16 protein-coding genes and 1 tRNA gene are annotated in these 18,837 nt (G+C 70.7%); 7 read left to right on the forward strand and 10 right to left on the reverse strand.

The window, feature by feature from the left end; all coding sequences use genetic code 11:
• Nucleotides 1–50 precede the first annotated feature (50 nt).
• Nucleotides 51–1,712 (reverse strand): beta-N-acetylhexosaminidase, encoded by a 1,662-nt coding sequence (locus ACN6LM_RS12725; protein WP_445065447.1) that lies wholly within the window; start codon nt 1,710–1,712, stop codon nt 51–53.
• Nucleotides 1,713–2,033: 321 nt separating this feature from the next.
• Between ACN6LM_RS12725 and ACN6LM_RS12730 the strand changes: the two genes are divergently transcribed.
• Nucleotides 2,034–2,309, forward strand: coding sequence for a hypothetical protein (locus ACN6LM_RS12730; RefSeq protein WP_018105728.1), 276 nt, complete (start codon nt 2,034–2,036; stop codon nt 2,307–2,309).
• 57 nt (nt 2,310–2,366) lie between these two features.
• Nucleotides 2,367–4,196, forward strand: coding sequence for a glutamine--fructose-6-phosphate transaminase (isomerizing) (gene glmS, locus ACN6LM_RS12735; protein WP_445065448.1), 1,830 nt, complete (start codon nt 2,367–2,369; stop codon nt 4,194–4,196).
• A gap of 146 nt (nt 4,197–4,342) precedes the next feature.
• On the opposite strand, the gene ACN6LM_RS12740 is transcribed toward glmS, so the two are convergent.
• Nucleotides 4,343–4,864, reverse strand: coding sequence for a universal stress protein (locus tag ACN6LM_RS12740; protein ID WP_018105726.1), 522 nt, complete (start codon nt 4,862–4,864; stop codon nt 4,343–4,345).
• A 912-nt stretch (nt 4,865–5,776) separates the two neighbouring features.
• On the opposite strand from ACN6LM_RS12740, the gene ACN6LM_RS12745 reads away from it, so the two are divergent.
• From ACN6LM_RS12745 to ACN6LM_RS12760, 4 genes are all read left to right on the forward strand, one after another.
• On the forward strand, nt 5,777–6,979 hold the full coding sequence (locus tag ACN6LM_RS12745) for a helix-turn-helix domain-containing protein (RefSeq protein ID WP_445065449.1): 1,203 nt from the start codon (nt 5,777–5,779) through the stop codon (nt 6,977–6,979).
• A 10-nt stretch (nt 6,980–6,989) separates the two neighbouring features.
• Complete coding sequence (orn, locus tag ACN6LM_RS12750) at nt 6,990–7,592, forward strand: oligoribonuclease (RefSeq protein ID WP_445065450.1); 603 nt, start codon at nt 6,990–6,992, stop codon at nt 7,590–7,592.
• Nucleotides 7,593–7,707: 115 nt separating this feature from the next.
• A tRNA-His gene (locus tag ACN6LM_RS12755) sits at nt 7,708–7,780 on the forward strand.
• A gap of 173 nt (nt 7,781–7,953) precedes the next feature.
• On the forward strand, nt 7,954–8,277 hold the full coding sequence (locus ACN6LM_RS12760; RefSeq protein WP_445065451.1) for a hypothetical protein: 324 nt from the start codon (nt 7,954–7,956) through the stop codon (nt 8,275–8,277).
• 106 nt (nt 8,278–8,383) lie between these two features.
• Here the strand turns inward: ACN6LM_RS12760 and ACN6LM_RS12765 are convergent, their stop codons facing one another.
• From ACN6LM_RS12765 to ACN6LM_RS12800, 8 genes are all read right to left on the reverse strand, one after another.
• Nucleotides 8,384–8,590, reverse strand: coding sequence for a DUF397 domain-containing protein (locus ACN6LM_RS12765; protein WP_445065452.1), 207 nt, complete (start codon nt 8,588–8,590; stop codon nt 8,384–8,386).
• 35 nt (nt 8,591–8,625) lie between these two features.
• Nucleotides 8,626–9,207, reverse strand: coding sequence for a hypothetical protein (locus ACN6LM_RS12770; protein WP_445065453.1), 582 nt, complete (start codon nt 9,205–9,207; stop codon nt 8,626–8,628).
• A gap of 56 nt (nt 9,208–9,263) precedes the next feature.
• Complete coding sequence (locus ACN6LM_RS12775; protein ID WP_445065454.1) at nt 9,264–10,295, reverse strand: LacI family DNA-binding transcriptional regulator; 1,032 nt, start codon at nt 10,293–10,295, stop codon at nt 9,264–9,266.
• Between the two features lie 241 nt (nt 10,296–10,536).
• Nucleotides 10,537–12,003: a GH1 family beta-glucosidase gene (locus tag ACN6LM_RS12780; protein ID WP_445065455.1), complete on the reverse strand. Its 1,467-nt coding sequence runs from the start codon at nt 12,001–12,003 to the stop codon at nt 10,537–10,539.
• A 123-nt stretch (nt 12,004–12,126) separates the two neighbouring features.
• Nucleotides 12,127–13,047, reverse strand: a complete 921-nt coding sequence (locus ACN6LM_RS12785; protein WP_445065456.1) for a carbohydrate ABC transporter permease — start codon at nt 13,045–13,047, stop codon at nt 12,127–12,129.
• Nucleotides 13,048–13,063: 16 nt separating this feature from the next.
• On the reverse strand, nt 13,064–14,062 hold the full coding sequence (locus ACN6LM_RS12790) for a carbohydrate ABC transporter permease (RefSeq protein WP_445065457.1): 999 nt from the start codon (nt 14,060–14,062) through the stop codon (nt 13,064–13,066).
• Between the two features lie 164 nt (nt 14,063–14,226).
• Nucleotides 14,227–15,552, reverse strand: coding sequence for an ABC transporter substrate-binding protein (locus tag ACN6LM_RS12795; protein ID WP_445065458.1), 1,326 nt, complete (start codon nt 15,550–15,552; stop codon nt 14,227–14,229).
• A 537-nt stretch (nt 15,553–16,089) separates the two neighbouring features.
• Nucleotides 16,090–16,794 (reverse strand): FadR/GntR family transcriptional regulator, encoded by a 705-nt coding sequence (locus ACN6LM_RS12800; RefSeq protein ID WP_445065459.1) that lies wholly within the window; start codon nt 16,792–16,794, stop codon nt 16,090–16,092.
• Between the two features lie 166 nt (nt 16,795–16,960).
• Here ACN6LM_RS12800 and ACN6LM_RS12805 point away from each other — a divergent pair, with 166 nt between their 5' ends.
• Nucleotides 16,961–18,757 carry a 2-isopropylmalate synthase gene (locus ACN6LM_RS12805; RefSeq protein WP_445065460.1) on the forward strand — a complete coding sequence of 599 codons (1,797 nt, stop codon included), beginning with the start codon at nt 16,961–16,963 and terminating at the stop codon, nt 18,755–18,757.
• The last annotated feature ends 80 nt before the right edge of the window (nt 18,758–18,837 follow it).

The raw sequence follows: 18,837 nt of genomic DNA on the forward strand, positions 1-18,837 counted from the left end.
CCGTTCACCGCCCCGCCGGCCGGAAACCCGGCCGGCGGGGCGGTGCCGTCTCACTTTCCGCCGGTCTCCGACGCGGGCCACGGGACCTGGGGCGAGCGGTAGTAGTCGATGCCCTGGGCGGTGAACCGCTCCCCGAGCGCCGCCAGCCGCAGCTTGTACGTGTCCCAGTTGTGCGTCGACGCCGGTGACCAGGCCAGCTCGGCGGCGCCGGGCAGCCGCGGGAAGGCCATCGCGTCGATGTCGTCGCTGTCGGTCAGGGTCTCGGCCCAGATCGGCGCCTCCACGCCGAGCACGGAGCTCTCCGGGGCGCCGGCGAGGTACGTCCCCGGGTCCCAGTCGTAACTGCGCTGGACCTCGACCGTGCCGGCCCACTTGAGGCCCAGCACGGTCTGGTCGTTGTACTTCATGTCGAGGTACACGCGGTCCGCCGGCGACAGCACCAGCTTCGTGCCGTTCTTCGCGGCGTCCGCCACCTGCTGCCGGTCGGCGGCGCTGGTCTTGTCGTAGCCCCAGTACTGGGCGACGGCTCCCTTCACCGGGTGGGCGCCGGTCAGCTGGTGCCAGCCCATCACGGTCTTGCCGTACTTCCCGACGATCGCCTGGGCCCGGTCCATGATCTCCACGTAGTCCTCGCGGGTGGTGGAGTGCGCCTCGTCGCCGCCGATGTGGAAATAGCGGCCGGGCGTGAGCGCGGCCACCTCGCCGACGACGTCGTCGATGAAGTCGTACGTGACGTCCTTGCCGGCGCACAGCGTGCTGAAGCCGACCTTGATGCCGGTGTAGAGCGGCGGCGCGACGCCGTCGCAGTTCAGCTCGGCGTACGAGGCGAGGGCGGCGTTGGTGTGGCTCGGCATGTCGATCTCCGGGATCACCTCCAGGTAGCGGGAGGCCGCGTACCGCACGATCTCCTTGTACTGCTCCTTGGTGTAGTAACCGCCGGGCCCGCCACCGACCTCGGTGGAGCCGCCGTACGTGGCCAGCTTCGGCCAGGAGTCGACGGCGATGCGCCAGCCCTGGTCGTCGGAGAGGTGGATGTGGAAGGTGTTGATCTTGTACTGGGCGACCTGGTCGATGTAGCGCTTGACCTCGTCCACCGAGAAGAAGTGGCGCGCGACGTCGAGCATCGCGCCCCGGTAGGCGTAGCGCGGGGTGTCGGTGATGGAGCCGCCGGAGACCCGCCAGGGGCCCTTCTGGCGGGTGTCGCGCTCCACTCGGGCCGGAAGCAGCTGGCGCAGCGTCTGGACGCCGTGGAAGAGCCCCGCGGGCTGCCGGGCGGTGATGGTGACGTTGTGGCGCCCCGAGGTGAGCGTGTAGCCCTCCGCGCCCAGCTTGCCGGCGCGGGGGTCGAGCCTGAGCCGGATGCCGTCGGCGCCGTCCTTGGTGGTGACCGGCAGCGCGAACCCGGTGGAGGGGCGCAGCAGGCCCGCCAGGTAGTCGCCGATCTGCCGGGCCTCGCCGGAGGCGCCGAGGGTCCGGATCCTGGTGGAGCCGTTGAGCAGGTAGGGCTCGCCGCCGGGTCTGACCGAAGCGGGGGCGGGCACCACCTGGCCGAGCGGTCTGGCCGCCCACGCCACCGCCGTCGCGCCCGCGGCTGATGCCTGCGGGGCGGCGCACGCGCTGGAGACACCGGCCGCCGCGACGAGAAGCAGCGAGCCGAGGAGCCGGGGAAGAGTACGGGGAAGAGCACTGCGGCGTACCGTGTGCAGTCTCACAAGCCGGGTCCCTTTCTGGGGGTCACTCTGCTGGGTCTCCTGACCTTTCTCCGTCGCCATGCGTACCGCGCGCCTCACGGGTGGTCAAGGTGTAGACCAGTTACCGGCGTTGGTCACCCAGGCACCCTGATGGACCTTTGCGTCTTATGTGCACATTCACCCCTTCGGCTCCGACCACTGCCGCCCCTCCCCTCCCCCGCACCCCTCGGCCGCCCGCGCAAAATCCACCCAAGACAGAAAAAGGGGGCCAGTATCGCGCTTCCCTGCCCGATATCGGGCAGGATTGTTGCGCTCAGCCCCCTTCCGCCGCAGTATCGACGGGTGCTCGAACGCCTCTCGTCGTACGACGACCTCATTGACCACGTGGTGCGCAGCACCACGCTGCCCCGCGGCGAAGCCGCCCGGGTGATCCTCGACGTGCTGGCGTACTTCGACGAGACGACCGAGGTCTTCGTCCGCCGCCGCCACCGCGAACTGCAGGCCGGCGGCCTGGTGAACACGGAGATCTTCGAGCGGATCGCGGCCGAACTGCCGCACCGCGCGGTCGCGCCGCCGGAGCTCTCGCTCCGTCAGCTGCGCCGGATCGTCTACGGCTGAGGCCGTCTCACGGCCGGGCACCCCTTACTTGTTCGTCGTCGGAGGACTGAAAGCTCTATGTGCGGAATCGTCGGTTACATCGGAAAGCGTGACGTGGCCCCGCTGCTGCTGGAGGGCCTGCAGCGGCTGGAGTACCGGGGTTACGACTCCGCCGGGATCGTGATCACCGGGAAGCCCGCGGCCGGGAAGCCCGCCACGCTCAAGTCGGTCAAGGCCAAGGGCCGGGTCCGCGAGCTGGAGTCCCGGGTCCCCAAGCGCTTCGCCGGCACGACCGGCATCGCCCACACCCGCTGGGCCACCCACGGCGCCCCGAGCGACGAGAACGCCCACCCGCACCTGGACGCCGAAGGCAAGGTCGCGGTCGTCCACAACGGGATCATCGACAACGCCTCCGAGCTGCGCGCCCGGCTGACCGCCGAGGGCGTCGTCTTCCTCTCCGAGACCGACACCGAGGTGCTCGTCCACCTGATCGCCCGCTCGGACGCAGGGACGCTGGAGGAGAAGGTCCGCGAGGCCCTGCGCTCCGTCGAGGGCACCTACGGCATCGCCGTCCTGCACGCCGACTTCAACGACCGCATCGTGGTCGCCCGCAACGGCTCCCCGGTCGTCCTCGGCATCGGCGAGAAGGAGATGTTCGTCGCCTCCGACGTCGCCGCCCTGGTCGCCCACACCCGCCAGGTCGTCACCCTGGACGACGGCGAGATGGCCACCCTGAAGGCCGACGACTTCCGTACGTACACCACGGAGGGCTCGACCACGACGGCCACGCCGACCACCGTGGAGTGGGAGGCCGAGTCGTACGACATGGGCGGCCACGACACGTACATGCACAAGGAGATCTCGGAGCAGGCGGACGCCGTCGACCGGGTGCTGCGCGGCCGGATCGACGACCGGTTCTCCACGGTGCACCTGGGCGGCCTCAACCTGGACGCCCGCGAGGCGCGCGGGGTCCGCCGGATCAAGATCCTGGGCTGCGGCACCTCGTACCACGCGGGCCAGATCGGCGCCCAGCTGATCGAGGAGCTGGCCCGCATCCCCGCGGACGCCGAGCCCGCCTCCGAGTTCCGCTACCGCAACCCGGTCGTGGACCCCGACACGCTGTACGTCGCGGTCTCCCAGTCCGGTGAGACGTACGACGTGCTGGCCGCCGTCCAGGAGCTGAAGCGCAAGGGCGCCCGGGTCCTCGGGGTGGTCAACGTGGTGGGCTCGGCGATCGCCCGGGAGGCGGACGGCGGCACGTACGTGCACGCGGGCCCCGAGGTGTGCGTGGTCTCCACCAAGTGCTTCACCAACACCGTGGTCGCCTTCGCGCTGCTCGCCCTGCACCTGGGCCGCATCCGGGACCTGTCGGTCGCCGACGGCAAGCGGATCATCGAGGGCCTGCGCAAGCTGCCCGCCCAGATCAGCGAGATCCTGGCGGGCGAGGACGAGATCAAGCGGCTGGCCGCCGAGTACGCGGACGCGAAGTCGATGATGTTCATCGGCCGGGTGCGCGGTTACCCCGTGGCCCGTGAGGCGTCGCTGAAGCTCAAGGAGGTCTCGTACATCCACGCCGAGGCGTACCCCGCCTCCGAGCTGAAGCACGGCCCCCTCGCCCTGATCGAGCCCGCGATGCCGACCGTGGCGATCGTGCCGGACGACGACCTGCTGGAGAAGAACCGCGCCGCCATGGAGGAGATCAAGGCCCGCAGCGGCCGCATCCTCGCGGTGGCCCACCAGGTCCAGGAGAAGGCCGACCACACCATCGTGGTGCCGAAGAACGAGAACGAGCTGGACCCGATCCTCATGGGCATCCCGCTCCAGCTCTTCGCCTACCACACGGCACTGGCCATGGGCCGGGACATCGACAAGCCCCGCAACCTGGCGAAGTCGGTCACCGTCGAGTAGTCACGTCACGCAGGCGGTGCCCCGCGGTCGGTGACCGCGGGGCCTTCCGCGTACGCGCCGTAATCGCCCCCGGAGGGCCCGGGAAGGGCCCATAGGGCGTTTTCCACAGGCGAGTTGCCGCCACGGGGTCCGAAGCCGTTCCCGGGCTACGGGATGACCACGACCGGCCGCTGGGCGCGCCGGGCCAGGCGGCCGGCCACCGAGCCGAAGATCTTGCCCACCAGGCCGTGTGTGGAGCCCACCACGATGGCGTCCGCCGAGTACTCCCGGCCGACCTCCTCCAGTTCGTGGCAGATGTCCCCGCCGCGCTCCACGAGCACCCAGGGCACCTCGGCGAGGTAGTCCGCGCAGGCGAGCTCCAGGCCCAGGACCTCGGTGCGGTGGTCCGGCACGTCGACGAAGACGGGGGGCTCGCAGCCCGCCCAGACCGTGGTCGGCAGCCGGTTGGCGACATGGACGATGATCAGACCGGAGCCCGTCCTGCGGGACATGCCGATCGCATAGGCGAGGGCCCGCTCGCTGGACGTCGAGCCGTCGAAGCCGACGACGACCCCATGCCGGAAGGCGGGGTCGCACGGACGGCGCGCTTGTTCGGCCGCCAGCGGGTCCGACAGAGGGTCGGCTACCTGCTTGCGGTCCGCGGGTTCGGGGATTTCGTGACCGGCCATCGGTGTCTCGGCGAAGAGAGTCCTCGTGAGGAGAGCTGCGTGGGAAGGTGCGTCAGCGGGCGGTGTCGTGGTGTCCGGGAATCATCTTCCCAACCCCTTACCCCCAAGGGTACGGCGCCACTCCTCCATTGCCCGCCCCGCGCACGGCGCGTGCGGCGTTTTCCGGAGCATGCCCGAGACCGGGCCCCGATGGCAATGCCGGTTGCCCTCTACACAGACGTACCGGCCACCGCTCCGGCCCCTTGCGGCGCTTGGCGGAACCGTCCCGGAGGGGCTCGCGCGGACGGCCCGGGGGCGTCGCCCGCAAGGAGCGGAACCCATCCTTCCGGGGGAGTCGGCCGGCTCGCGGGGTCCGTCCGGAACCCACCGCACGGTCCGCTCCCGGGGCGGCCGGCGGAGCGGTATTCGGCTGCCCGCCCGGACCGGTCCCCGGCCGGGCGCGCCGGCCCCGCCGCCGGGCCGCCGACCCCTGCCAGGGGGCGCGCAGAGGCGGACGAGCGCCCTGGGTTGTGCGCCGGTAGAACGACTGATTTCCGCACACGCGACCGTACATTTTCAGCCAACTTCAGGGACCGGTCGATTCCTTGTCGAAATGGCCGATCAACCCCCTTGCCACCAGGCAGGAAGAGACCGGCCGGTACGCTTCCGCCCAATGGGGACGGGCCATGAACGCCAGACGCACTTCCCTGCACGAGCCGCGAGTGAAACGCTTCGTGATCGAACGCTTCCCGCCAGGTTGCCTTGTCGACAATGAGCCGGTTGGTGAACTTGTCACGACGGCACCACGGGACGCAGTAGATTCGATCTTGGGCGTCGAAGGCCGGGGACTCGTGCACGACCGAGGGGACATGTGCAGGTGCGACAGGCCCGTAAGGACCAGGAAGACGCGAACACCGAGGGGGGCTTAGCGTCATGAGCCAGGACTCCGCCACCGCAACGGAGGCTGTAAGGAAGCTGGGCGGAAGACGACGCCGGGAAGTCGTCGCCGTCCTGCTCTTCAGCGGTGGCCCCATCTTCGAGAGCTCCATCCCGCTGTCGGTGTTCGGAATCGACCGCCAGGACGCGGGAGTTCCGCGCTACCGATTGCTCGTGTGCGGCGGTGAAGAGGGACCGCTGCGCACCACCGGAGGACTCGAACTGACCGCGCCCTACGGGCTGGAGGCGATCAGCAGGGCCGGCACCGTCGTGGTGCCCGCCTGGCGCTCGATCACCTCTCCACCGCCCGTGGAGGCGCTGGACGCCCTGCGCCGCGCCCACGAGGAGGGCGCCCGCATCGTCGGCCTGTGCACGGGGGCCTTCGTGCTCGCCGCCGCCGGGCTGCTGGACGGCCGCCCGGCCACCACCCACTGGATGTACGCACCGACGCTGGCCAAGCGCTATCCGTCGGTGCACGTCGACCCGCGCGAGCTGTTCGTGGACGACGGGGACGTGCTGACCTCCGCCGGGACGGCGGCCGGCATCGACCTGTGTCTGCACATAGTCCGCTCGGACCACGGCACGGAGGCCGCCGGGGCACTCGCCCGCCGGCTCGTGGTGCCGCCCCGGCGCAGTGGCGGTCAGGAGCGCTACCTCGACAGGTCTTTACCTGAAGAGATCGGCTCCGACCCGCTCGCCGAGGTCGTCGCCTGGGCGCTGGAGCATCTGCACGAGCAGTTCGACGTGGAGACGCTGGCCGCGCGTGCCTACATGAGCCGGCGGACCTTCGACCGGAGGTTCCGCTCGCTGACGGGCAGCGCACCGCTCCAGTGGCTGATCACCCAGCGGGTGCTTCAGGCGCAGCGCCTCCTGGAGACGTCGGACTACTCGGTGGACGAGGTCGCGGGCCGCTGCGGCTTCCGCTCGCCGGTCGCGCTGCGCGGGCACTTCCGCCGCCAGCTCGGCTCCTCCCCCGCCGCGTACCGGGCCGCCTACCGGGCCCGCCGTCCGCAGGGCGGGGTGCCGGAGCCGGTCATGGTGACGGAGGTGGCGGTACCCGTCCAGGGCACCGCCCAGAGCCGCCGTACCGCCGTCCCCGGGCCGTCCGGCGCCGCACCCGTGGCGCTGGATGCGAAGGCGGGCGCCGACGTGTTCGCCGCGGGGCGCCCGGCCCTGCCGGGGCAGCGGAGCGCCCCGTAGGGTGGAGCCCATGAACGACCGCATGGTGTGGATCGACTGCGAGATGACCGGGCTCTCGTTGGCGGAAGACGCACTCATCGAGGTGGCCGCGCTGGTCACTGACTCGGAGTTGAACGTGCTCGGTGAAGGGGTGGACATCGTGATCCGCCCGCCGGACGCGGCGCTGGAGACCATGCCCGAGGTGGTGCGGCAGATGCACACCGCCTCGGGCCTCCTCGACGAGCTGGCCGGCGGCACGACGCTGGCCGACGCCGAGGAGCAGGTCCTCGCCTACGTGCGCGAGCACGTGAAGGAGCCCGGCAAGGCGCCCCTGTGCGGGAACTCGGTCGGCACCGACCGCGGCTTCCTGTCCCGGGACATGCCCCTTCTGGAGGGCTACCTCCACTACCGGATCGTGGACGTCTCCTCCATCAAGGAGCTGTCCCGCCGCTGGTACCCGAGGGCGTACTTCAACAGCCCGGAGAAGAACGGCAACCACCGGGCGCTCGCCGACATCCGCGACTCGATCACGGAGCTGCGGTACTACCGCGAGGCGGTCTTCGTCCCGCAGCCCGGCCCGGACTCCGAGCAGGCGAAGGCGGCCGCCGCGCGGGTCTCCCGGCCGCGCCCCTGAAGGCGCTGGTCACGGCCCTCCCGGGGGCCGCGACCCCCCGCCGGGAAATGAGTGCGCGAGCACCCTCCCGGACCCTGTACACTTTTTCTCGGCCGGTCGGAAACGCCCGGACGTGGTGGGTATAGCTCAGATGGTAGAGCACCTGGTTGTGGTCCAGGATGTCGCGGGTTCGAGTCCCGTTACTCACCCTTGAAGGGGAAGCCCCTGATCTGCGGAAGCGCGGGTCAGGGGCTTCGTCGTGCTTCGGGTGCGGTCAGCGCGTTCCCAGGGACATCTTGCCGGGTGCTTCCGCCGTGAAGGCCGGACCCCGTCCGCCGGCCTGCGGTGCGGGGCGTCGCACACGACGGTGAGGAACGCCGCCGTGACGGCCGGGTCGAACAGGGTCAGCGGCCTGCTCACCTGGCTCGCCCACCGGGGTGTGTACGAGCTGTGGACCGTCGTGGTGGGCATCATGCTGCTCGGTGTCGGCCTCGGCGTACGCGAACCGCTCCTCATGTCCACGATCCGCGGCGTCGTCATGCCGCTCGGCTCCGTCACCAGCGGTGTCGTCTCCCGGACCTCCGGCGAGCTGTGGGCACTGGCCGTCCTGGGCGTGCTCATCTGCCCGTGCGCCGTCGTCGCCGCCCGCGACCGGGTTCTCACCACCTACCTCGACCTGCCCGATGAGGCACTCGACGACGTCTAGGCCCGTGACTACCCCCACGCCTTCGCGGCCGATCCGCGTTGAGGGGACCTCCTCACCGAGGACTCACCGCCGGCCGGGCCGGCCCCGGGAGGGCGGCACAGGCCCTTCAGGAGCTGCTGGAGAAGACGGTCGCCCGGCCGACGTGACCGGTGAACTCCGACCACGCGGCCGGACCGAAGGCGAGCGCGGGACGGGACGTGGTCTTGGAGTCGCGCAGGCGGACCGCGGCCGCCGGGCCGGAGGGCAGCGCCACCTCGACGCAGTCGGGGCCCGCCGAGTCGCAGTAGCTGGACCTGGTCCAGTGCAGGGGCATGGTTCCTCCGCTGGTCCGTGCATCGGCGACGGTCCTCACGTCGCGTGATAACCATCGGGCCGGTGTACCGGGAGTGCCGAGACACCGAGTTCCAGACGCATAGTCTGCCGCACCTCGTACAGGCCCTCCGAGGCCCGTTCCAGCCGTTCCCTGATGTCCTCCAGGGACTCGTCGGCCGTCGCCTCCCCCCGCTCGTGCCGGCCGAGCAGGGCGTGGATGCGGTGCAGTTGGTGCACGACACCGCCCGCGACGGTGAGCACGTCGTCGCTGATCACCATCTGCGCCTCGGCGTAGACGTCGCGCAGGACGCGGCGGGGCTCCTCCCGCTCCCGGCCCTGGTCCGGACGCGCCTCCCCGGCGGCGACGGCGAAGTAGTCCTTCGACAGCACGGAGTGGAACTGGCGCAGGCGCTGGTTGAACACCGCGTAGGAGGCTCGCCGTACGGCGAGGGACTCGCGGCGTTCGTCCGCCCGCAGCTCCTCCCGGCGCAGCCTCTCCGCACGGTCGAGCTCCACCGTCTTGGCCCGCAGGGCGCCTCGGTGCGCCATCAGCCCGGACACGAGGGTGCCGGCCACCCCCACCACGGCGACGATCAGAGCGGTCAGAGAAGGGTCCACGCCTCAGAAGCTACTCGAACTGCGCCTCGGGGCAACCGGGTTGCGGCAACCCGGCCTCATGACGAGTCGCGGACCACCAGCTCGGTCGGCAGCACGATCTGCGCCCGGTCCGCGTTCTCGCCGGCGATCATGTCGAGCAGGACCCTGGTCATCGCGCGGCCCATCTCCTCGATCGGCTGGCGCACGCTGGTGAGCGCCGGGTCCATGTGGCGGGCCACGGCCGAGTCGTCGAAGCCGATGAGGGCGACGTCGTCCGGGATGCGGCGGCCGGCCTCGCGCAGGACCTGGCGGGCCCCGGCGGCCATCACGTCGGAGGCGGCGAAGACCGCGTCCACGTCGGGGCGGCGGGCGAGCAGGTCGCGCATCGCCTGGGCGCCGCCCTCCTCGGTGAAGTCGGCGGGGGCGATCAGCCGCTCGTCGGGCTCCAGGCCCGCGTCGCGGACGGCCTGGCGGTATCCGTCCAGGCGGCTCTGGGAGGCGTAGACGTCGAGCCGGCCGGTGATCGTGGCGATGGAGCGGCGGCCGCGCGAGGCGAGGTGTTCCACGGCGCCCCGGGCGCCCTCGAAGTTGTCCGAGTCGACGGAGGACAGGGACTCGGTGGCGGATCTGCGGCCGTTCATCACGGCGGGCATGCCGAGCTGTTCCAGCAGGTCGGGCAGCGGGTCGTCGGCGTGCACGGAGACCAGCAGCACGCCGTCCACGCGGTGGGCGGTGAGGTACTGCGCGAGTCGGCGGCGCTCGCGGTCGCTGCCGACGAGGGTGAGCAGCAGCTGCATCTCCGTATCGGCGAGGGCTGCGCCGACCCCGCGCACGATGTCGGAGAAGTACGGCTCCGCGAAGAAGCGGCTCTCCGACTCGGGCACGACGAGCGCGACGGCGTCCGTGCGGTTGCCGGCCAGCGCGCGGGCCGCGCGGTTGGGCACGTAACCCAGCTCGGCGACGGCGGCCTCGACCGCCTCCCTGGTGTGGGCGCTGACCCGGGGCGACCCGTTGATGACACGCGAGGCCGTGCCCCGCCCGACCCCCGCCCGCGCCGCGACCTCTTCGAGCGTGGGCCGGCCCCCGCTCCGTACTCGCGCTGCCGTCATGGCTGCCTCCCGTTCGCGGTCAATTTCTCACAGTCGGATAACCAAACCAAGTCCTGGCGTTGGTTCCCTTGACACTCTGCGGGACCGGTCGGCCGCTCCCCCGCCCCCTCTATGGGAGCGCTCCCACTCTACGCGCGTGGTCAAGCGGAACGCACAGGCCGGGCGGCGAACGGCCGAGACCCGGCACGGATGCCGGGTCTCGGGGGATGCGGCGGTACGGACAGGGCGTACCGGAGAGGGGTCAGGCGAGGTCCTCCAGCGGCGGGAGGGCGTGGCGGCGGATCACGTCGGCGTACCAGTGGGCGCTGGCCTTCGGGATGCGGCGCTGGGAGGCGTAGTCCACGTACACCGCGCCGAACCGCTTCGAATAGCCGTACGCCCACTCGAAGTTGTCCATCAGGGACCAGAGGAAGTAGCCCCGTACGTCCGCGCCGTCGGCGACCGCGCGCTGGACGGCGTCGAGGTGGCCGTGCAGGTAGGCGATGCGCTCGGGGTCCTGGACCCGGCCCTCGGGCGAGACGTAGTCGTCGAAGGCGGCGCCGTTCTCGGTGACCATGAGCGGGATGCCCGGGTGGTCGCGGGTGACGTCCATGAGCAGGTTGTAGAGCCCGTTGGGGTCGATCGACCAGTTCATGGCGGTGGTCGGCTTGCCGTCGGCGAGGTGGAAGGCGACGTGCTCCGAACCGGGCCACGGAGAGTAGTCGCTCGCGCCGTGGCCGTCGTTGCGGGTGTCGCCGGAGCCCTCGGCGGGCGTGGAGACCAGGGTCGGCGTGTAGTAGTTGATGCCGAGGACGTCGACCGGGCGCGCGATGGCCTCCAGGTCGCCGTCCTGCACCAGCTTCGACCAGTCCACCACGTGCGCGGTGTCCGCGAGCAGGTCCTCCGGGTAGGCGCCGTGCAGCATCGGGCCGGTGAAGACCCGGTTGCCGACCGCGTCGATGCGGCGGGCGGCGTCCACGTCCCCGGGGCTCGGGGTCAGCGGGCGGACCTGGTGGAGATTGAGGGTGACCGAGGTCTGCGCGGTAGCGGGGAGTTGACCGCGCAGAACCTCGATCGCCCGGCCATGGGCGAGGTTGAGGTGGTGGGCCGCCCGCAGGGCGGAGGCGGCCTCGGTACGGCCGGGGGCGTGCACCCCGGAGCCGTAGCCGAGGAAGGCCGAGCACCACGGCTCGTTGAAGGTGGTCCACGTGCCGACGCGGTCGCCGAGGGCGCCGGCCATGATCGCGGTGTAGTCCGCGAACCGCTCGGCGGTCGCGCGCTCCGGCCAGCCGCCCGCGTCCTCCAGCTCCTGGGGCAGGTCCCAGTGGTAGAGGGTGGCGACGGGCTTGATGCCCGCCTCCAGCAGCTCGTCGACCAGCTTGCGGTAGAAGTCGAGCCCGCGCTCGACGGCGGGGCCGCGGCCGGTGGGCTGGACCCGGGACCAGGAGATGGAGAAGCGGTACGCCTTCAGCCCCAGCTGCTTCATCAGCGCCACGTCGTCGCGGTAGCGGTGGTAGTGGTCGGCGGCGATGTCGCCGGTGTCGCCGTTGCGCACCTTGCCGGGGGTGCGGCTGAAGGTGTCCCAGATGGACGGCGTGCGCCCGTCCTCGGCGGCGGCACCCTCGACCTGGTAGGCGGCGGTGGCCGCTCCCCAGACGAAGCCCGTCGGGAACGTGGTGGTGGCCTCGGGCACCGGCTTCGGGGCGATGTCAGGTCGTACGGCAGTCATGCGGGAGCGCTCCCAGGGGTGTGAAGGACAGGGGCGTTGACGGGGTGGGGCTACGGGGCCGTACGGTCCGCGGGGCGGGCGGGGACCGTACGGCTCCGTGACGGAGAAGCGGCGAGCGGGTGGTCAGCCCTTGACGGCGCCGGACATGATGCCGCCGACGATCTGCTTGCCGAAGATCACGAACACCACGAGCAGCGGCAGGGTGCTGATCAGCGCGCCGGCCATCACGATGCTGGTGTCGGGGGTGTACGAGGCGCTGAGCTGGCCGAGCGCCACCTGGAGGGTGGGGTTCTGCTGGTTCAGGGCGAGGTAGGGCCAGAAGAAGTCGTTCCATGCCTGGACGAACGTGAGCATGCCGAGCACCATCATCGCGGGACGGGCCACCGGCAGCACCACGCTCAGCACGATGCGGAAGTTGTTCGCGCCGTCGATCTTGGCGGCCTCGATCAGCTCGTACGGCAGCGCCTCGCTCAGGTACTGGCGCATGAAGAACACACCGAAGGCGCTGACCAGGGTCGGGAAGATGACCGCTTCCAGGTCCCCGCCCCAGCCGATGTCGGACATCATCATGAACAGCGGGACGACGCTGAGCTGCGGCGGGATCGTCAGGGTCAGGATGACGCCGGTCATCAGGACGTTCCGGCCGCGGAAGCGCATCTTGGCGAAGGCGTAGCCGGCCAGGGTGCAGAAGAAGAGCGTCGCCACGGTGATGCAGCCGGCCACGACGACGGTGTTGACGATCGCCTTGCCCAGGTGGGCCTGGTTCCACGCCGCGTCGAGGTTGTGGAAGAGGCGGCCGCCCGGCAGGAACGGCGGGGTGGTGGCCAGCACTTCGTCCTGGGTGTGGGACGCGGCCACGAGGGTCCAGTACAGCGGCAGCAGCGAGCCGATGCCGACGACGGCCAGGGCGATGTAGGCGAACGGGCCGCCGCTCAACTGCTTGCCGGCACCGGGCTTGAAGCGGCTCGCGCGCTTCGGTGCGCGGTGGACGGAACGCGCCGGGAGGCCGGGCTCCGAGACTTTGGTGGGGCTGGTCATGGTCATTGGATTTCGCTCCCGGTCAGACCGCGGATTTGCTTACGAAGCGGCCGATGAGCCAGTTGACCGCGGCGATGATCAGCAGGAGGGCGAGCATCGCCCAGGCCACTGCGGCGGCCGGACCGAGATGCCCGAGGTTCCAGCCGTAGTTGTAGAGGTAGACGCTGAGGGTCTCGTACTGATTCTCGTTGCCGCCGGTCGCGCCGAGCGTGCCGCCCTCCAGGAGCATGGGCTCACCGAACAGCTGCATCGACCCGATGGTCGAGATGACGATCGTGAAGAGGATCGTGGGCCGCAGCGAGGGAATGGTCACCTTGCGGAACTGCTGCCAGCGCGAGGCACCGTCCAGCGAGGCCGCCTCGTACAGGTCGGACGGCACCGCCTGCATCGCGGCGAGGTAGATCAGGGTGTTGTAGCCGGTCCAGCGCCAGATCACGATGACCGAGATGGCGATCTTGGACGTCCAGTGGCCGTTGGCCCAGTTGGTGTCGCCGAGGCCGACGAAGTGCAGCACCCAGTTCAGCAGGCCGCCGTCGGCCCGGAAGACCAGGGCGAAGACGAGGGCCGCGGAGGCCACGGAGGTGGCGTACGGGGTCAGGATGATCGTGCGCCAGAAGGTGCTGGCCCGCAGCTTGTAGTTGAGCAGGTGAGCCAGGCCGAGCGCCACGAGCAGCTGCGGGACCGTCGACATCACACCGATCAGGAAGGTGTTGCTGACGGCCGTCCAGAACTCGGCGTCGTGCAGGATCCTGTCGAAGTTGTCCCAGCCGACCCACTCCATCTGGTTCATGCCGGTCATCTCGACCCGGTGCAGGGCGATCCAGCCGGTGTAGATCAGCGGGTAGAGCCCGAAGGCGCCGAAGACGAGGAAGAACGGGGCTATGTAGGCGTACGGCGACGCCTTGTCGTCGAACCGCCAGAGCCGGCTGCGCCAGTTCTGCCGGCGGTTGTCCACCGGTTTGTGCTGGGAGCCGCGGGGTGGCGGCGCGTATGCGTCCCGGGTGGGAGTCGAGGTGGCCACGAGCGGGATGTCCTTCCCTGGATTTTGCTTGAGTTACCCGGGTACGGGGATGGCTGGGCCGTTACGCCGCACCCCTCAGGAACACGCGGGTGCGGGGGGCCCGGAAAGGGGCCGCCCGCGCCCGGGCAGGTCCGGCGGAACAGGCCGGACGCGCCCGGCGAACGTCAGCCGATCACCTTGTCGATGGCCTTGGTCGCGGCCTCCCAGGCGTCGTCGGGCTTGGTGCCGCGCTGCTCCATGTTGTTGATCTGGGTGGAGATGGTGTCCTTGATGGCCGCGTCCTTCGGGCCGAGGATCGTCTCGGGGATGGACTTGGCCTCATCGGCGTAGATCTGGCCGATCGGGGCGTCGTTGAAGTACGGCAGGGTCGCGTTCTTCACGTCCGGGAGCTCGTAGGCGCCCGTGTTGGACGGGAAGGAGCCGATCGCCTTGAAGACGGCGGCCTGCTGCTCGGGGGCGGTCAGCCACTTGACGAGCTTGGTGGCCTCGTCGACGTTCTTGCCGGACTTCGGGACACCGAGGAAGGAGCCGCCCCAGTTGGCCGCGGTGGTGCCGGGAGCGGTGGTGATGTCCCACTTGCCCTTGTTCGCGTCACCGGCGTTCACGGAGATCTGACCGGCCATCCAGGCGGGGCAGGCCACGGTGGCCATGGTGCTCTTGCGGAGCGCGGCCTTCCACGGGTCGCTGAACTGGGCGAGGCCCTGGGTCAGCTTCTTGTCCGCGGCCTCGGCGGCCAGGTTCCAGCCCTGCTGGACGCTGGGGCTCTCCTTGTAGATCGCCTTGCCGCTCTCGTCGTAGTACTGCTTCGCGTTGGAGCTGACGACGGCGTTGAACATGGCGCTGGCGGAGTCCATGAAGTACGTGCCCGCGGGCGCCTTCTTCTTGTACTCCTCACCGAGCTTGAGGTAGTCCTCCCAGCCGCCGGCGATCTTGGCGGCGACCTCCTTGCGGTCGGTCGGCAGACCGGCCTTCTTGAACAGCTCGGTGTTGTAGCAGAGCGACATCGGGCCGATGTCGGTACCCGCGCCGATCACCTTGCCGTCAGCCGTGGTGGCCTGCTTCTCCTTCCACGACACGAACTCCTTGACGTCGATGACCTTGCTCAGGTCGGCGAACTGGTCCGCCTTCGTGTCGACGAGCTCCTTGATGCGGCCGACCTCAAGACCCTGGACGTCGGCGAGGCCGCTGCCCGAGTTCAGCTGCTGGAGCAGCTTGGGGTAGTAGACCTTCTCATCGGCGGTGGTGTCTTCCTTCACCGTGATGTTCGGGTGCAGCTCGTGGTACTTGGCGAAAAGACCGGCTTCCTTGTAACCGAACTGGCCGTAGTCGGCGACGGTCAGCGTGATCTTCCCGTTCGACTCGGAGGACTCGTTCGAGTCGGAATCGTCGCTGCTGCAGCCGGTCAGCAGCAGCGCCGAAGCGGTCAGGCCCGTGGTGGCCAGGACCGCGACTCTGCGGCTCCGGCCGGCGACGGTGCGGGTGATACGCATTCCACTACTCCTTGTTCCAGGGTGGGACTGGCTCACTGCGTGGCATACGCGCTGGTGAGTGCGGGTGCCGAATGGTGTTGGGGGGAGTACACGGGCAGTGCCGTTCACTCGGGGAAAACCCCGTGCGATGTGGGAGCGCTCCCATGCGTCGATGTCGGAAGATTGCTGCCTACGGGGGGTGGGTGTCAAGAGTTGAAGACGCTTCCGTTGCGCGAGCGTGTCCTGCAAGTCACGAGACCGTGTCCGGCCGAGGGCTTGCCAAAGCGGTTCACCGCGTTGCGGCGCAAGGCGGATTTTTGAATTCCCGCAGGTGGGAGGCGGGTTGACAGGTGATCTTGACTGAGCCTCCGCGAAAAACCGGCTATGGTGCCGGTTTTTCGCTACGGCCCGGAAACGGCCCGCCGGAGCCCCGGGGACCCCGCCGGGAAGTGAACGGGGCGCAGCACGGAGGGGGCATGGATCCGGACCCGCGCGTTCTTTGCCCGAACCCGGGCGCCCACCCGGCGCCTTCAGGTCGATCGGGGCATCGCGCCGGAGTCACGCCCCGCGCAGCCGGGCGAGCGTGGACTCCAACTCCTCCTGGGCCGCGCGCGCCGCCGCCTCCGGGTCGCCCGACACGATGGCCGTGACGAGGGCGCGGTGGCCCGTGTGGCCGTGCTGGGGGTCCCGGCGGCGGAGGCCCAGGAGGTCCACGAGGTCGATGAGGCCCTGGCGGAGGGCCGGGACGAACTCGGCGAAGAGGTCGGTGAGGACCGGGTTGTGCGCGGCGGCCACGACCGCCCGGTGCACCGCGATGTCCGCGTCCACGAAGTCCGCGTCGTCGATGCCGGCGCCCGCCCTCAACCGGGCGGTGAGCGCCGCGTCGAGGGCGGTCAGGTCCTCGTCGGTGCGGCGGCGGGCGGCGAGGCGGGCGGCCTGGACCTCGATGAGCATGCGGACCTCGTAGACGTCGGTGACCGACGCCCTGCGCAGCCGTACCGGCCAGTCCTCCGTGACGTGGTCGGCGACGACGAAGACGCCGGCGCCCTGGCGGGACTGGAGGAGGCCGAGTGTCGCGAGCGTACGGACCGCCTCGCGGACCGTGGAGCGGCCCACGCCCAGCTCCCGGGCGAGGGTCGTCTCGCCCGGGAGCTTGGTGCCGACCGGCCAGTGCCCCTCGGTGATCTGCGTCCGCAGATGGCTGGTCGCCTGTTCTACGAGGGGACTGGGGCGGAGGGGGCCGAGCCGGGACACGTCGTTCACCTGTCAGGTTGTCTGAGGGGTTGCGTTCTGGTTACTGTACCGCCCATGACGTACCGCGGTCTCCTCCTTCTCGGCTGCCGCGGCGGGGCCTGAAGCGATCGGCACCCCGCCGCGGGGTGCCGTGCTGTGCCGGTCGCATCCGGCGATGCGAGAAGAGACACCGTTCATGCCCGAGTCCATGTCCGCGGCCACGTCCGACGCCCGGTCCCCGATGCACAGCTTCCCCACCATCTGCACGCCGCGCGGCCCGGTCCCCCAGGCGGCGCCCCGCTGGAACCCGCAACGCTCCAGCTCCATGCCGTCGCACCGCTACCGCTCCGCGTACGACCGGGTCGCGGTCCCGCTGACCGGGCGGAGCTGGCCGCAGGCGCGTATCCAAAAGCCCCCGCTGTGGGTGCCGGTCGACCTGCGGGACGGCAACCAGGCGCTGGCGGAGCCGATGGACACCCCGCGCAAGCGGCGGATGTTCGACCTGCTGGTGGCGATGGGCTTCAAGGAGATCGAGGTCGGCTACCCGTCCGCGAGCCGCACCGACTTCGACTTCGTACGGCACCTGGCGACGAGCGGGGCCGTCCCCGACGACGTCACCGTGGTCGTCTTCACCCCCGCCAGAGCCGACCTGATCGACCGCACCTTCGAGTCCGTGGCCGGCCTGGACCGCGTCGTCGTCCACCTCTACATCGCGACCGCCCCCGTCTGGCGCGAGGTGGTCCTGGGCCGCGACCGGGCCGACGTGCACGGCGTGGTGCTGGACGCGGCCCGGCGGATGGACCGGCTGGCCCGGGCCAGGCCCGGCGCGGACATCCGGTTCCAGTTCTCGCCCGAGGTCTTCAACCTGACCGAGCCCGACTACGTCCTGGAGATCTGCGACAGCCTCACCGAGCTGTGGGACGCCTCGCCGGACCGGCCGGTCGTGCACAACCTGCCGGCCACCGTGGAGATCGCCACGCCCAACGTGTACGCGGACCAGATCGAGTACATGCACCGCCACCTGACCCGGCGCGACTCGGTGATCCTCTCCGTCCACCCGCACAACGACCGGGGCACGGGCGTGGCCTGCGCGGAGCTGGCGGTGCTGGCGGGCGCCCAGCGGGTGGAGGGCTGCCTGTTCGGCAACGGGGAGCGCACCGGCAACGTCGACCTGGTCAACCTGGCGCTCAACCTGCACGCGCAGGGCGTCGATCCGATGATCGACTTCTCGGACATCGACGAGATCCGCCGCACGGTCGAGCACTGCAACCGGCTGCCGGTGCCGCCGCGCCATCCGTACGGCGGGGACCTGGTGTACACCGCGTTCTCCGGCACCCACCAGGACGCCATCAGCAAGGGCTTCGCCCGCCGCGCGACCAGTGCGTCGGAGCTGTGGGAGGTGCCCTACCTGCCGATCGACCCGGCCGATGTGGGGCGTACGTACGAGGCGGTCATCCGGGTCAACTCGCAGTCGGGCAAGGGCGGCATCGCCCATCTGCTGCGCACCGGCCACGGTGTGGACCTGCCGGCCGGGATGCGGACGGAGTTCTCCCGCACCGTCCAGGAGGCGACCGACGACAGCGGTGCGGAGGCCACCCCGAAGGACCTGTGGAACCTCTTCGAGGCGGCGTACCTGGTCCCCGGGCGGGACGGCGGCGTCGCCCTCACCTCCTGGTCGGCGCAGACCGGCCCGGCCGGTGAGCACCGCTTCGTCTGCACGCTGCGCGTGGACGACCGGGTGGGCGACTACGAGGGGACGGGCACCGGACCGGTCACCGCGTTCGCGGACGCGCTGGCGGCGGCCGGGGTGGCGGCGGACGTCCTGGAGCTGGTGGAGCAGGAGCCCTCGGGGCCGGCCGGGGCCCGGACGGTCACGGTGTACGCGCGCTGCCGGGTCGGCGGCGAGGAACGGTGGGGCGCGGGCCGGGACGCCTCGGGGGTGGCCGCGTCCGTGGCGGCGGTGCTGTCGGCGGTGAACCGGGCGCGGGGGTAGCTCCTCGCGGACAGGGGTGCGCCCCCGGCCGGGAGGAAGGGGGGGTGCTCGTCCCGGCCGGGGGCAGTGGGGCGCGCACC

The organism is Streptomyces sp. SAS_281, assembly GCF_052542855.1.